This window comes from Edaphovirga cremea, assembly GCF_003332275.1.
GTDB lineage: Bacteria > Pseudomonadota > Gammaproteobacteria > Enterobacterales > Enterobacteriaceae > Edaphovirga > Edaphovirga cremea.
Genome location: NZ_QOVA01000016.1, coordinates 47,811 through 62,025 on the forward strand (window position 1 = coordinate 47,811; position 14,215 = coordinate 62,025).

Genomic DNA, 14,215 nt, shown 5'->3' on the forward strand with positions numbered 1-14,215 from the left:
GTACGAGGATAGAGGAAACCATTAGGCATCAGTATGAAAATTGATTTTTAAGCGACATATATTGTGGACATATGCACAATAAGTCGTGCCAGAGATCACAGAAAGCAAGAGGGTGTAATCGAATACTTTTAGCAACACGCTTACAGAAATAATTGAGATATTATCAGGCTGTAATAATTGGAGGTTTATCACACATCAGTTTAAAAATAAGATTTTTCTTGCCAATAAATAGGATGATTCTGAATTGTTTGAAGGCAAAAGTATTGATAGTATCAATTTTCCCCGGGATTGAGCAAAAGTGTTATACAAAATTATCTTTATTTTGTCTGAGGCGCTTTGAGAGTCGTCATGGAACGACATACATGAATAATATACATATTTTAAGTAAAGACAAGATGTTTTGCGAGGCGATGAAGTCTCTTTTGATGGAAGAAAACGAGACATCAAGATGTATATGCTATCCTAAAGCTGAAAAAATGATTCTCGAGTTTCAACGCTTCGATTCGAAGAACATTATTATTGATACTGATGGTTTTACCTACGGTATGATATTAAACACTGTCAGGTTGCTAAAAAGAGACTCTCCGCACGCCAGCATTTTTACTGTCTTGAACAGTAGTATTGCCAATAGAAAAAACTACACGATGGGGTTTTTTCTCTATTCTGATTACATGATTAACAAGTTTGACCGTTTAAGCCATGTCAGAGAAGCAATCAAATGTTATCTATTTTTTTCGAATACTGATAAATCGCAGATGAATAGGGATGATCGGATTAATTCAGAGCGTAAAACGCACTATTCAAAGCGGCTCACCAAACGTGAAATTGATATCCTGAGTCACTTGATTGCGGGGAAGGGGGCCAAGGAGATAGCAACTGAATTGTCCATCAGCGCCAAAACGGTTTATTCGCATAAACATAAGCTATATGAAAAACTTGGCGTGAAGAATATCGTTGAACTTTATGAAATCATGAACATATCCTCCATGCTTTAAACATTGAAAACTTACGGCGTTACAGTCATAGGCTCTATGGGTGGCAGGGCTCCTTAGGCGAGATAAAAGATTTCTGGATTATATGATTCTGGGATTATAGGATTTTTACTGTCATCTCTTTTCCTGTTCTCACCTCACACTCTCGGTTTTTTCCTTAAGCGTCTGCACCAATTTTGTGCAGCGTGTCGACGTACCTGCCTTTCGTCAGTGCAACAATGTCGCGATCTCGATTGTTCCATCAGAAATTGTTGTAAATCATTTGTTTGGTTTAAAAATTGCATTCTTCTTTGTGCCATTTAACGAAAGGAAGTAAACCAGTGAATAAAATCAGATCGTTCTTTATCGTTGTGCTGTTGGTTGTTGCGACACCGTTCTCGTGGGCCGCCGATCAACTGCCACATATCGTCATTCTGGCGACGGGCGGAACCATTGCGGGCTCTGCGGCATCGAACACGCAGACAACCGGCTACAAAGCCGGGGCGCTTGGGATTGAAACGCTGTTGTCTGCCGTACCAGAATTAAAAGCGATAGCCCGCGTGGATGGCGAGCAGATTTCAAATATCGGCAGTGAAAATATGACCAGCGATGTTTTGCTGAAACTGTCCAATCGGGTAAATGAATTACTGGCCCGCAGCGACGTCGATGGTGTGGTCATCACCCACGGTACCGACACGTTGGATGAATCACCGTACTTTCTTAACCTGACCGTCAAAAGCGAAAAACCGGTGGTTTTCACCGCAGCGATGCGCCCTGCAACCTCAATGAGTGCTGATGGCCCGATGAATCTGTATAACGCCGTTCTGGTGGCTGCGGATAAATCTTCCTGGGGTCGCGGCGTGATGGTTGAACTGAACGACCGTATCGGTTCCGCGCGCTTTACCACCAAAAGCAATGCCTCTTCACTCGATACCTTCAAGGCTGTAGAAGAAGGCTATCTCGGCACCATCGTTGGCGGAAAAATTTACTTTGAAACCCGCGTTGACAAGATTCACACCACGCGTTCTGTTTTTGACGTTACCGGGCTGAAATCACTGCCTGCCGTGGACATCATCTTTGGCTATCAGGATGACCCGGAATACATGTACGATGCAGCCATTCAGCATAAAGTAAAAGGCATTGTCTACGCGGGGATGGGTGCGGGTTCGGTGTCAAAACGCAGCGATGCCGGTATTCGTAAGGCGCAAGCCAAAGACATCGTTGTTGTGCGTTCGAGCAGAACCGGCAGCGGCGTGGTACCACCGGATTCCAACCAACCGGGTCTGGTCTCCAACTCCCTCAATCCTGCAAAATCGCGTATCTTGCTGATGCTGGCCCTGACCAAAACGGATAATCCGGAAATCATTCAGCAGTATTTCAATACTTACTAATAATCCTACATCGAGATCTTTCCACAACAACGGCCATTCATCGCGGATGGCCGTTGTTTTTTATACAAGGCAAGACCCACGCTGATTATTTCCTCTCGAACATCTGATTTTTTGTACTTCTGCACTTCCGCACATGAAATTATAAATCCTCAGTGTTGATTTACTGCCCGTCTTGGGTTCCTTTTCAGCCCGCCTGATATTTATTTTCTTATTACACTGATAAGTGTTGGTTGGATTGTCTGGTGTTACTCCTATAGCAATCCTTTATCTGACTAATGATGCCAGAAAGCATTAAGGCTGTTCTGACATTGATTTATTAATGTAATCATTGTTTTGATATGTAAAAATTCGGAGATGTTAAAATGAAAAAGACAAACCCTGGTCAAGATAAATCAGTATCTCTTGAAGTCGGTAGTAGTATTGACGATCTAACGTCTTTGAAACTTACTGGTTTGGCGATTGACATAGATCTATCGTCAGATACTAATATAAGAACGATATTTGCAAATGGTGCAATGACTGCGGCAGTTTTTCTCGGCTATACATATAACATTACAGACTCAGCGGATACGACTACTGGTCCTGATATAGAAAATTATCTACAAACCCCTGGGAATCTTGTCTGGAAATCTGGATCTAACCAAGACTCAGCGGTTTCACTGACCGACTCCACTGACAAGGGTGGCCTGGGTTGGACCGTTTCTTATTCCGATAATGGGTATCATCACGATACTCAAGTTGACGTTATATTAACTGCTGTTGAACCTATCTCCCCTCCAGGCATTACGGGGATTTCAGGCTGTGTGAATATGTATCTGATGCCGCCTGAAAATAACAAAGACTCATCCGATACCCCTATTTTTTGCGAGCTGAGTGCGATAAGTCCTGCCACGAATGATTCAAGCACATATGGCAAAATGACTCACGAACTGGCTGTGCAAACTATTATTTGGGATCATGATAAAACAGCTTTTGAAATTAAGTCCGTCGGTAATGATACCCCTTACGAACCTATGATTCGTCAAATAAAATATATTTCTGACTATGTTACAAATACCCCATCATATATTATTAGGGATGTTAATGCTGTTCATCCGACGATTGCGGATTATCCTGACGCAACCAATGACGAACAATATTACCACATGCCATTTAAAGCTAACCCACCTAATAGTGATTGGTCTGACTATTTTTATATGCTAGCATCCGGACAGAAAGATGGCTACAATTCTCCGCGCAGCGTCTATTTATTATATGCGAATAGTACAATTGCAGGGCGCCTTCATGAATTAAGTAATCTAACTTCAAAATCGGGAGGTAATTACTATTTTGCAAAGGACTACTACGGTTATGTGTGGTCTGATCCCGAGTATTTGGCATACGGGGAAGGGTTGAATAATAAATTTACTTCAATTAATTTAGTAGACCATGATAGTTGGAACATGGAGGACATATCGGGGATTGTCATTGGAACTCAACCAAATATCTTACAGGCATACCAAGATTGGTTCCAGATATCTGGCCCTGACTCAGGTCAATATTTACAACATTTCGATAATGTCACTATTACTAACTATCCGGGACAGGATGGGAATAGAGTCTGGTTTGAAGTTTATGATTCTTTTGGCACTACATTTACTTTGTACGTGCATTTCGATCCCAATGAGGATAATTGCTATTCTGGCTGGTATGTTGATAATGCTTATTATGGACATTATAATCCCTAAGGAAAGCAAGTAAAACACTTGCTGCTTAGAAATCTACGTCGATATCTGCATTGGCGGATATCGATATTTTCAGAAGGCGAAAATTAGGGTCTGAATGAAGAGCATGTTATTCCTGTATTAATGGAATTCGCATTCAGACCTTTTTTGGTTTAAACAATATTTAGGCATCAATACAATACGAATTAGTTGTATTAAACATGATCGCATTCATTGGAAACCTTATAGGTAAATATCATGGCACAATATTCAGCAGCTAGAAATGAAAGTAGTTTCTTATCGGGTAAACCCGATCCCCGTACAGGTTTTTTTGCGAAAATATTATCATTTGGTAAGATTTCAGGTAACAACAATAATGGGCCACATTTCCCACTTACACTTTCTTTTGACCCACAAACTCCGTCCTCAGGAACTGACTCTGAAGGATTTGGCATAGGTTGGGGGTTATCCATTCCGTCTTTTGTCAGTGCTGATGACATAACAGGGAAAGGACATTTATCTTTATTGTCCGGGGAAGTCTTTTATATCGAACCTACTGATGGTGATGTTGCTCTGCAAGGATATGCTTTGGGCGGACTAAGAGTTAGCTATAACTCGTCAACGGGGGAGTTTACCGTATTACACAAGTCTGGGGCAGTGGAGTTATATCAACCGCAAACTGAAAATATGAATAACGCCTATCTTTCAGAGATGACGAACGAAAAAGGCCGGAAATTATCTTTCTCCTATACTACTTTCAACGGCGCCCCTATTCTTGAGGAGATTTATGACAACAGCGGAGTATTGCTCTGTAAGATTGATACAACATCAACGCAATCTATTATTACTATTACCAATTATCCTGGATTGCCTGAGGAGTCAGCGTTTACTTTAGAATTAGAAGGCGGGTTACTGACGAGTTTTTATGGGCCCGAGTCTTACGCGGCTAATTTTGAATATAATGACCAGCTTTTATCACTGGCGATCTCAAGCGTATCCGATAATCATGGTCTGAATGAATCAGCCCAATACAGTAATGAGATCACCCAGCCAGGAGGGTCTGGCAACACTTTCCAAACATCCATTCAGTACTACACGCGTAGCGATGATCCGAATGACCCAAGCAGTGATTATTATGCGGAATATAAATTCCGTCAGGGAGAGGCTAACTATTTAGGTTACCCAATTATCACCACGACCATTGAAGAGCAAGATAGCTTGCTCATCTATACACCTCAAGCGGGTGAAACTCCTTTTACATATACCACTATTTATACTGAGCGTGTCAGTGATACCGTTAACAAAACCACCAAGGCTACCTATAACCGTTACCATTCAATCGTAAGTAAAATTGTCAGTTTTGATGGCGATCTTGCGGATGAAGATACGTCTAAATACCACACGGTGACTGAGACCTACACCTATGATGTTGATGAAACACAGAATGTGGATGGTCAGAAGGGCACGTATAAAAAACCGACCTCCTATACGAAAGAATGGGCCTATAACGGCGTCAGTGCCAATGAAGTGAGCTATTTCACTTGGGATACCCTTGATAGTAACGGTAATGATGCGGGTTTTGCCACGGGGAATTTGCTCAGTAAAACAGATAAGTCGGGAGTCAAAACCGATTACACCTACTACCCCGTTGGTGGGGATGGAAGCAATTGCCCGGCTGATCCAAATGGTTTCAAATGCCATTTAAAAAGTAAGCTGATTACCCCAGCAGTCGTGGATGATCCTTCTTTGCCGCTGGCTCCGACAGTTCAAACGGACTACACCTATGCTTCTCTGTCGTGTTATGGCGGCACAGGAACCTATCTGGCAAGGACACAAAGAAAATCTTCTCAAAATGGTGTTGCCATCGAAGCGCATGACATTACATATTTCAATGTCGACACAGACGATCTCTTAACCCTTGGCCGCCTGAATACAATTGTATACACGGTGTATAATGCAGCCCCGGTAGGGGATAAAACCACGACCAGCAGCTTTGACTATTACCTGTCTGAAGACAGTAATACGTTCTTTACCGAAATCGAAATGTCGACAAATGTTGACAGCGAGATGACAAAGCACTGCTATGAGCGAAAGATCTATAGCGGAAAGGTGGTTTACACGGCAAATATCACTGAGTCTGAGAGTGCGCCAGCGCTAACAATCGATATTACCTATGATGGATTGGATCGTGTAACGAAAAAAACTGCGTGCCAAGGCTCCGAATTTGAAGCCTCCCAGAGTTTCGCGTATGGCAATATCAACAGCGATGATGATGATGAGGATAATGCCACGTATTTCCGCAGGACCTCCACTGATGCAAATGGGCTTCAAATCCGAACTTATCTCAACGGGTCGGGCAAAACACTTTTCCAGAAGCAGCAAGATGTTGATGGTATCGTAGGCGTAGGATTATTTCTCCAGACCCAGCAGATCAGCTATGATGGCTTGGGTAATGAACTGAGCAGTACCAACTATGATTATTTGCCTGGTGACACTGCGACTGCTCCCTCTATTTCGACCATCACAACCACACAATATGATGTGTGGGGTGCAGAATGTGGCACTACCTATCCAGACAGCCATCAAGAAATTGATGCGCATGATCCTACTACGCTTACGTCTGAGGGCTATTGGCTCTTAAGTGATAAGAGCACAGAGCAGTATACTCAAACGGTTTACAACATCTCCGGTTCTCCTGTCAGCGAAAGTCGTCTCAATCTTGATGGTTCAATATATAGCACAACCACCACTGATTACGACGGATTGGGTCGGTCTGTTCGCACCACTGACGCACAGAATAACGTTGAATTGACGAGTTATGATGCATTTAGTCGCCCCCTCACTAAAACGCTGCCTGACGGTACTGAGGTACAAACTACCTATGCACCACATAGCAAAGAGAATCTGACGACGAGTATTGCTCTGGCCAAAGATGGGGACAGTTATACCTTCGGTACCCGTGAGTTTGATGGTTTATCCCGTACAACCACAATGTCCGTGGGAGGACGTGTAGCCACCCTGGAATACACAGCAAATACGGCAATGCCCCACCCTAGTTTCGTTAATACGCCAGCGGGCGATCGGTTGAAATACACTTATCAGCCCGAACTCGGCTACGCAACCATGAGTATTGGGTTGGAAACAGGTGACGGGGTTGGTGCTGAAGATGAAGCCTCAATGACCTACACCTATTCGCCAGCGTCGGGGCAACCCGTCACGGCCAACAGTACCAAGGGTGCAAGTGAATACTCTAACTGGACGTATGAATATTTGCCATCAGGCGAAACTACGTCCTCGTCACTGACATACGCCCTGGATAGCGGTGAGCAGGGAACCAAACAGATCTCCAGCACCTATTCGTTGTGCGGGTTGGTGTTGGTAACGACCGATGTTCAAATGCAGACGCACACCGTCACCTATAACGGGCAGGGACAGCAAATCGGCTATCAATTACAGTCGGGTTCGCAATCTCTGGTTGAGGTTGAGTACAGCTACGATCTCTCCGGTAGGCCAAGCCAAACGGTCACTCAAGACACATTATCTGGAGCCGTTAATCAGACTACCACCATCAGCTACGATGATCAGGGCCGTGAACTGACCCGCACATTAAGCGCGTTGGGAAGTAGTCAGTCCCAGACATTGGCCTACTCAGTGGATGATCAGATCCTCACCCGGACCTGGATGCAGGATGGTGCAGCATACCGTACCGAAACCTATGACTACTCTGTGCTAAAACAGTTGACTAGCTATGAATGTACCGGGAACGCGATGCCAGATGCTCCTGATGGATATGTTCTGAAAGAACAGACAATTATTTTCGACTTCCTTGGCAATATAAGTACGGTAACCTCAACGGTCACTGCGAGTGCAAATCCTGGTACTGACACCGTCAACGTTGCCACGTATAGCTATGATCCTACAGACCGCACACAGCTTGTATCGATAAGCAATGATCCGATTACAGACTGGGATATCACACTAACCTATGATGCCAACGGTAACCAAACGACGGATGAGCAGGGCCGCACCCTGGTATATAACAGCCGTAATCAATTGATGAGCCTGTCGGAAGATGCGCAAACGTTAGGCGGGTACAACTATGATGCCTATGGGTTCCTGTTATCTGAGAAAGTTGCATCAGACGCTGATGCTACTCTGTTGTTCTATCTGGATAATCAGTTGATTAATGAAGTGAAAGGAGATGTGGCTTCGACCTATGTGGAATCCCTCTCATGTGCTGTCACTGACTCTGCTTCCGCTTCCACGCAGGTACAACTGCTGGGATCCGATCAGCAGGGCTCGATTGTCCAGATCAGTGATGCAAGTGAAGTCACCTACCGCATCTACGACCCCTACGGTTATCGGAAAGTGTGATAGCGGACATAATTACGGCGCATAACGTACTTCATAAATTCAAGAGGCAAAATCATCATGACGACACAAGCGGATTCGATATCTTTAGGGTATACCGGAGCCAGGCGTTCCAGTGTTACAGGGCATTATCTACTGGGTAATGGCTATCGCAGCTTTAACCCAATCATAAAACGGTTTACGGGTTGGGATAACTCCAGTCCATTTGATGCAGGGGGGCCACATGGGTATGCCTATTGTACGGGTGATCCTGCTAACAATACTGATCCTACTGGTCATTTAATCCTTGAAGTGCTGGTGGATATTTTCTTTGGTACTGTTGCTACCAGAAATGCGCGTCGGGCAGTTGAAGGAGCAGGGGCAGCCGAAGGTGTAGAAGCAGCGGCAGCCGGAGGTGCAGAAGCGGGGTCGGTCAACGCTACCGGAAGAGGAATTGCGTCAGGGGGGGGAGCAAGAACAGGAGTAAGTGTGGTGGCGGGGAAAGAAATCCCTAATAGAACGCTTTATGATGCCAGCAAAACATTTATCAAGAACTATCTGGAGGAAGTAGCTGGAGTTGATCTCAAGAAATATTACATACCCGGTATTAATGAGTACTCTCCGGGAAAACGTAGGCTTGACATTACACCGGTCTATAAAAACGGGCGCTTTAGGAAGTTGGATATCAAAAAAACAGAGTTACACTCCAAAGGACGTATTGCGCACGCAAGTAAAAAGAAGCGATTACGCTATTTAGCTAATAGTGAACCACTCCTTAAGGGCCTGGTATCCGATAGCGCTGCGGAACAGATTACTGTTTTACGCGACCGCCCTCTCCCAAGAGCTCCTCGGGAGCCGAGGGTGGATGTATCGGAACATACATATGAATCTGTTGATTTTTTAAGAATTGTTGAAGATATTGGCGATAGTACTCTCTAATTCCATTATGCGTAAATAATGTTATTAATGCTCACCAATACCGGTGGTATTGGTGAGCTATACATGAAGGGTTTATGTAGATATTTATGTCGATGCTGAGTTTATATACGAATATCATATGAAAATGTGTAAAAGTGCTCGCGTTCACTGCGGTCGGGCTCATTTGCAGGGAAGTTGCAGGTAATTCAACAATCAGGATTCAATAACCCTTCGCGCCAGCGCCTGCATGTCGTCCGCGGGATTGTGACCAATCAACATAAAGTTGTGCCCTGCCTCAGACCAATACACCACATTCATTCCGCGCCTGCGCTCAATTTCTGGGGCGTGGGAACCGCTGTCGTCGGCAACTGAAATGCACAGTGCCAAGGGGCCATAACGTGCATCAAGGTAAGAAATCTGTGCAATCCACCGATCCTCGTAATTCAGTAACCGCGCGTTCATCAGCTCTGCACCGGGCAAGAGCAGTCGATCGCGTTCCAAGGATAATCCGAGCTTATTACCTACGTCCTGCAATTGGCGCTGCTGCAATTGCGTGGAGTCCGCCACGTTATCAAATGTTTCTCGGGTGTAGAGCGACATATACTGAGCGACTAATTCACGCCAATTATCGTTATCAGCTTCCTGGCCCAACAGTAGCGGATAAAAGTGTCCGCCTGCCGCGCCAATTACCAGACAAGAGACGGCGGCAGCGATCAGCGCACGTCGACTGAACCTCTTGGCTGAGGCTGAAGATTCCCTGATAGGCAGTGCATTGAGTCTTGCCGTCAATTCAGCCACCGGAGCCTGCGCCAGCAGACCGCTGAATGCGGCACTGAACGACAGACTGGCACTATCAAGGTGCGCCAGTCGCGAGGCCAGTTGCGGATCGTGACCGAGCAACTCATCGATTTGCTGTCGCTGTGCGAGCGTCAGTTCATTGTCGAGATACGCCACCAACCAATCATCGGAGAGCGGCAAACTGAGAGGATGTGTGGTCATGAACTCTCTCCCTGGATCTGTGGCCGGGCGGACATTATCACCGAATCTTTGGCCAGTGATTGCCGCGCGGTGGTCAGGCGACTCATAATAGTGCCGATCGGCACAGATAGCGTTTCAGCCGCTTCCTGATAGGTAAAACCTTCGACATAGACCAAAAACACGGCGTTACGTTGCGCTTCGGGTAATTGGTTGACGCGCTCAATGATCTGCCTGGCAGAAATGCTTTCAAACGATTCGTTGCGTTCAGACGCAGGTGGCAGATCGTCAATATCGACAAAACCCTGACCCTGGCGAATATGCTGCGAGCGGATCTCATTGACCCACACCGAGTGCAGGATAGTAAAAAGCCAGCGATCGAGATGCGTACCGTGGTCAAATTGCTCGACACGCTCCAAAGCCCGGACACAGGTAGCCTGAACCAGATCGTTGGCGACGTCCTGATTGCGGGCCAATACCATGCCATAGCGCCACAGGCGAGCCAGATACTGCCCCAACTCACCGCGAATATCGTTTTTTTCTATGTTCGCTGTCTCCCGTCATGAATATGAATAAGAGTAAGTCATGAGCGAGTATTTTGCGGGCTACCTAGGCAGGAAACGCCGGGAGACACGCTCACCCGGCTGATTTCCTACCGAATATTCGCTGCCCAAATTACATTAAGGCTCAGGATGACCCGCGATAGCATTGGCTAAATCCTCATACTCTTCACAGCCTGTACCGCAGATCGTTTTAATGACAGCAAGTTGGGCTTTGGCTAAGTCAGGACGACCCTTAACCATATAAGCTTCACCAAGATATTCGCGAACCTTGGCGTAGTTGGGGTTGAGGGCGATCGATTTTTGGTAATAACCGATCCCTTCGTCGGTGCGACCCATTTTACGGGTGGCATAGCCACGGTAGTTGAGCGCCTCGGCAGTATTCGGTTGTTTCAAGGTGTTCAGAACATCGATCGCTTCCTGATAGCGACCCGCTTTTGCCAGTGCGTAGGCATATTGGGTACGATCGGCTTCTGAGATCATGCTGCCTTTTTCGACCATGCACGTTTTGGTTTTTGTGTCGTAGATTTGGCCTTTGGGACACGTTGGGGTTTTATCTGAATCGTCGCCCATGGCATGAACGGCACCCGAGAGTAATAACAGAGCGCTACCGAGCGCCAGAAGAGCACGTTTGTTTAGCATTCGTGCTGTTGAGTGGATCGTAGTTGTGGAAGGGATTGTTGCGAAATCGTGTTTCATGATGATACCTCCGCTGATTGTCATTGGGTAAACACATCAGAAGCGGTATCTATTCGGTTTTTATTTTAAAAAAATTAATTTTTTCTAAACGTGGCTTTTTTCCAGCACCCTGATCGGTTTGCCAGACAAAAATGCCTGGATATCTTCAATCGCCTCTGAGTAATAAACCTGATAATTCGTGTCGGTCACATACCCCAGATGCGGTGTCGCCAGCACATTCGGTAATGCGCGCAATATATGCGTGGCAGGTAAGGGTTCAACGTCAAAAACATCCAGCCCTGCGCCAGCAATGCGCCCCGACGATAAGGCATCGAACATTGCTGCCTGATCGATGATTGACGCGCGTGAGGTGTTGATAACAAAAACATTGGGCTTCATCAGCTCAAACTCACTCTTGCCGATCAGTCCTGCTGTTCGCTCGCTTAAAACCAGATGAACCGAGATAAAATCACTGTCTTTGATTAATGCCTGTTTTGAACTGGCGAGCGTGACTCCGGCTGCATTTGCACGTTCGGACGTCAAATTCTGGCTCCAGGCGATCACCTTCATACCAAAAGCCTGAGCGATATTCGCGACGCGGGTTCCAATCTTGCCAAGGCCGATTATCCCCAGCGTTTTGCCCGCCAGCGTCACACCGAGGCTGCTTTGCCATGGCCCGTTGTGGCGAAACGCACTGTTTTCAGGCACCACCTGACGGGCGAGGCCAAGTATCAATGCCCAGGTCAGTTCAATGGCCGGATCTGAATTGCTGGCGGTGCCGCATACGGTGATACCACGGGCTTTCGCGGCGGCGAGATCAATAGACGCATTACGCATTCCCGAGGTGATGAGTAATTTTAAGGCGGGAAGTCGAGCCATCAGGGAGGCAGTGAATGGCGTTCGCTCACGCATGATCACCACAATATCAAACTCTTTCAATGCCTCAACCAGCGCGTCCTCGTCGGTGAAATGGTGCTGGAAGGCGGTCACGTCCACTTGTCCGGTAAGCGCAGACCAGTCTGCCAATGAAAGGGCAACGCGTTGATAATCATCCAGGATGGCACAGCGTAAAGGCATATTTTTACTCCTGATGTGGGAGGAGGGGGTTCAATACAGATTACAGTGCTGCCAGAGCAAGGTCGATAGATGCTTTTATCTTGGCGATATATGAAGGACTGTAGTATCGCGCTGGGGTACCATTCTCTCCTCTTTCATCATGTTATTCCTTTGTTATAGGTAATAATCTTGTTCCGCTTTTTCTGATTATTTTTTCATAATCAATGCTTTTCATGACTATCGAGCAGTCCAATCTCCCTGCATTAAATGCGATTTCATCCAGTTCAAGAATAGATGGATCAACGACTAACTCTATACATGGGTTGAATGTAAAAGGTGGTATTGACCCAATTACACATCCCGTGATCTCTTCGGTTTTACCTCTATCCGCTAAAGATACTCTTTTTCCTCCAGTTGCCGCAGCAAGAGCTTTAAAATCGAGTTTTTTGTTGGCTGGAAGTATTGCTAGTAAATATTTTTCTCCGTTAAAACATAACAATGCTTTAGCTCCCTGCTCAAACCTGGTGCCTCTTGCCTTTGCTACTTCATCACTTTTCCCAACAGACTCATGATGTAAGGTCTGATATTTAATATCGTGTAAATCCAATAAATTACGTATTTTCGTATGTACGCTATCGTTATTCATTATGAGACCACCCTAAAGTATTACTGTTGCACGCGTTTCTATCATTAGGTATGTGTTCTTCCTTGGTTGTTTTATTTTTCTCATGCAAAAAATTTATGAGGAGGGCGAAAATTTCTATTTCTGCCGCCAAACAGCGGCAGATTCAGCACTTATAACGTTCCAGCGAGGAAGATTGCAACGGACAAATTACAGATCTTCGAGCGGAACCTGTTTCAGCGTTTCAACGTGCATCAGGAACTGATAGAGCGGGGCTAGCTGGCTGAAACCGCGCTCCAGTCGCGTGACCAGATCGGGAGTGAAAAGCGTCTCGACCTGTGTGTCCAGGGTCATTACCGCGAAGGATTTGCGGTTATACCAGGTAGCGAGCGCCGGATCCTGATCTTTGACCAACGGGCGCTTGTAGCTTTCACCCACCAATTCAAAGGGGGAGCAACAGCATGCCGCCGCTTTGGCGAACTCTTTGGGCTGACGCAGCATCAGGTGACGGAATCGATCCATGGTGCCTTTGCTGGCGGAGTAATAGCCCAGTCCATACGCCAATTCGTAGGGTTTGATCTCAAAGAAATAGACCGGTGCGTCGGTCCACTCTTTTGAAGGACGTTTGAACGTCAGCCACATGCGGTTGCGGTAAATTGATTTATCGTTGGAAAAGCGGGTATCACGATTCATGCGCGACAGGGTCTTGCCAATCGCCGGGCGGACTTCGAATCTGTCATCAATATTCAGCATGGTGGGTGCCAGCGCCTCCACCAAGGCACGGAACTGTGCAAGAATATGTTCGTTGTACACGCCGCGCTGGGATTCAAACCACTCTTTGCTGTTTTCAACCGCGACCTGCTGCAAAAAATTGAGCCCCGTTTGGGTAAAACCCGTAAATGAAGTCTGCTGCACGGTAAGGTCTCCATGAGAAAAAGAAGGCGGGATTTCCCCGTCCCGCCGACGGTACTCTTCTTCCTGGTAATCAAAT

At 46.0% G+C, this 14,215-nt stretch carries 11 protein-coding genes; 5 read left to right on the forward strand and 6 right to left on the reverse strand.

The window, feature by feature from the left end:
• Window positions 1-362 precede the first annotated feature (362 nt).
• The 5 genes from DRI82_RS24385 (at window position 363) to DRI82_RS17860 (ending at window position 9,354) form a co-directional block, all read left to right on the forward strand.
• Window positions 363-995, forward strand: a complete 633-nt coding sequence (locus DRI82_RS24385) for a response regulator transcription factor (protein ID WP_245956875.1) — start codon at window positions 363-365, stop codon at window positions 993-995.
• Between the two features lie 341 nt (window positions 996-1,336).
• A complete protein-coding gene (locus DRI82_RS17845) occupies window positions 1,337-2,362 on the forward strand; it encodes a type II asparaginase (protein ID WP_411704527.1) in 1,026 nt (341 codons plus the stop codon).
• Between the two features lie 362 nt (window positions 2,363-2,724).
• On the forward strand, window positions 2,725-4,089 hold the full coding sequence (locus DRI82_RS17850) for a hypothetical protein (RefSeq protein WP_114195262.1): 1,365 nt from the start codon (window positions 2,725-2,727) through the stop codon (window positions 4,087-4,089).
• A gap of 234 nt (window positions 4,090-4,323) precedes the next feature.
• Window positions 4,324-8,439, forward strand: coding sequence for an RHS repeat domain-containing protein (locus tag DRI82_RS17855; RefSeq protein ID WP_114195263.1), 4,116 nt, complete (start codon window positions 4,324-4,326; stop codon window positions 8,437-8,439).
• A gap of 57 nt (window positions 8,440-8,496) precedes the next feature.
• Window positions 8,497-9,354: an RHS repeat-associated core domain-containing protein gene (locus DRI82_RS17860; protein WP_114195264.1), complete on the forward strand. Its 858-nt coding sequence runs from the start codon at window positions 8,497-8,499 to the stop codon at window positions 9,352-9,354.
• Window positions 9,355-9,546: 192 nt separating this feature from the next.
• Here the strand turns inward: DRI82_RS17860 and DRI82_RS17865 are convergent, their stop codons facing one another.
• The 6 genes from DRI82_RS17865 to DRI82_RS17890 form a co-directional block, all read right to left on the reverse strand.
• Entirely contained in the window at window positions 9,547-10,332 is a 786-nt protein-coding gene (locus tag DRI82_RS17865; protein WP_114195265.1) for an anti-sigma factor family protein, read from the reverse strand.
• Window positions 10,329-10,790 carry a sigma-70 family RNA polymerase sigma factor gene (locus DRI82_RS17870; RefSeq protein WP_114195266.1) on the reverse strand — a complete coding sequence of 154 codons (462 nt, stop codon included), beginning with the start codon at window positions 10,788-10,790 and terminating at the stop codon, window positions 10,329-10,331. Before DRI82_RS17870 ends, DRI82_RS17865 begins: the two co-directional genes overlap by 4 nt.
• Window positions 10,791-10,988: 198 nt before the next feature.
• The gene (locus tag DRI82_RS17875; protein WP_114195267.1) at window positions 10,989-11,510 is read right to left on the reverse strand and encodes a tetratricopeptide repeat protein; all 522 of its coding nucleotides are present in this window, start codon (window positions 11,508-11,510) and stop codon (window positions 10,989-10,991) included.
• Window positions 11,511-11,651: 141 nt separating this feature from the next.
• Window positions 11,652-12,623, reverse strand: coding sequence for a D-2-hydroxyacid dehydrogenase family protein (locus DRI82_RS17880; RefSeq protein ID WP_114195268.1), 972 nt, complete (start codon window positions 12,621-12,623; stop codon window positions 11,652-11,654).
• A 142-nt stretch (window positions 12,624-12,765) separates the two neighbouring features.
• Complete coding sequence (locus DRI82_RS17885) at window positions 12,766-13,248, reverse strand: YbaK/EbsC family protein (RefSeq protein WP_114195269.1); 483 nt, start codon at window positions 13,246-13,248, stop codon at window positions 12,766-12,768.
• A 186-nt stretch (window positions 13,249-13,434) separates the two neighbouring features.
• A complete protein-coding gene (locus tag DRI82_RS17890) occupies window positions 13,435-14,139 on the reverse strand; it encodes a DUF2461 domain-containing protein (protein ID WP_114195270.1) in 705 nt (234 codons plus the stop codon).
• Window positions 14,140-14,215 lie beyond the last annotated feature (76 nt).

Bases quoted from the DNA above. Each gene is read 5' to 3' on its own strand.
- DRI82_RS24385 (WP_245956875.1), top strand. From the start codon at position 363: ATGAATAATATACATATTTTAAGTAAAGACAAGATGTTTTGCGAGGCG.
- DRI82_RS17850 (WP_114195262.1), top strand. From the start codon at position 2,725: ATGAAAAAGACAAACCCTGGTCAAGATAAATCAGTATCTCTTGAAGTC.
- DRI82_RS17855 (WP_114195263.1), top strand. From the start codon at position 4,324: ATGGCACAATATTCAGCAGCTAGAAATGAAAGTAGTTTCTTATCGGGT.
- DRI82_RS17860 (WP_114195264.1), top strand. From the start codon at position 8,497: ATGACGACACAAGCGGATTCGATATCTTTAGGGTATACCGGAGCCAGG.
- DRI82_RS17865 (WP_114195265.1), bottom strand. From the start codon at position 10,332: ATGACCACACATCCTCTCAGTTTGCCGCTCTCCGATGATTGGTTGGTG.
- DRI82_RS17870 (WP_114195266.1), bottom strand. From the start codon at position 10,790: ATGGTATTGGCCCGCAATCAGGACGTCGCCAACGATCTGGTTCAGGCT.
- DRI82_RS17875 (WP_114195267.1), bottom strand. From the start codon at position 11,510: ATGCTAAACAAACGTGCTCTTCTGGCGCTCGGTAGCGCTCTGTTATTA.
- DRI82_RS17880 (WP_114195268.1), bottom strand. From the start codon at position 12,623: ATGCCTTTACGCTGTGCCATCCTGGATGATTATCAACGCGTTGCCCTT.
- DRI82_RS17885 (WP_114195269.1), bottom strand. From the start codon at position 13,248: ATGAATAACGATAGCGTACATACGAAAATACGTAATTTATTGGATTTA.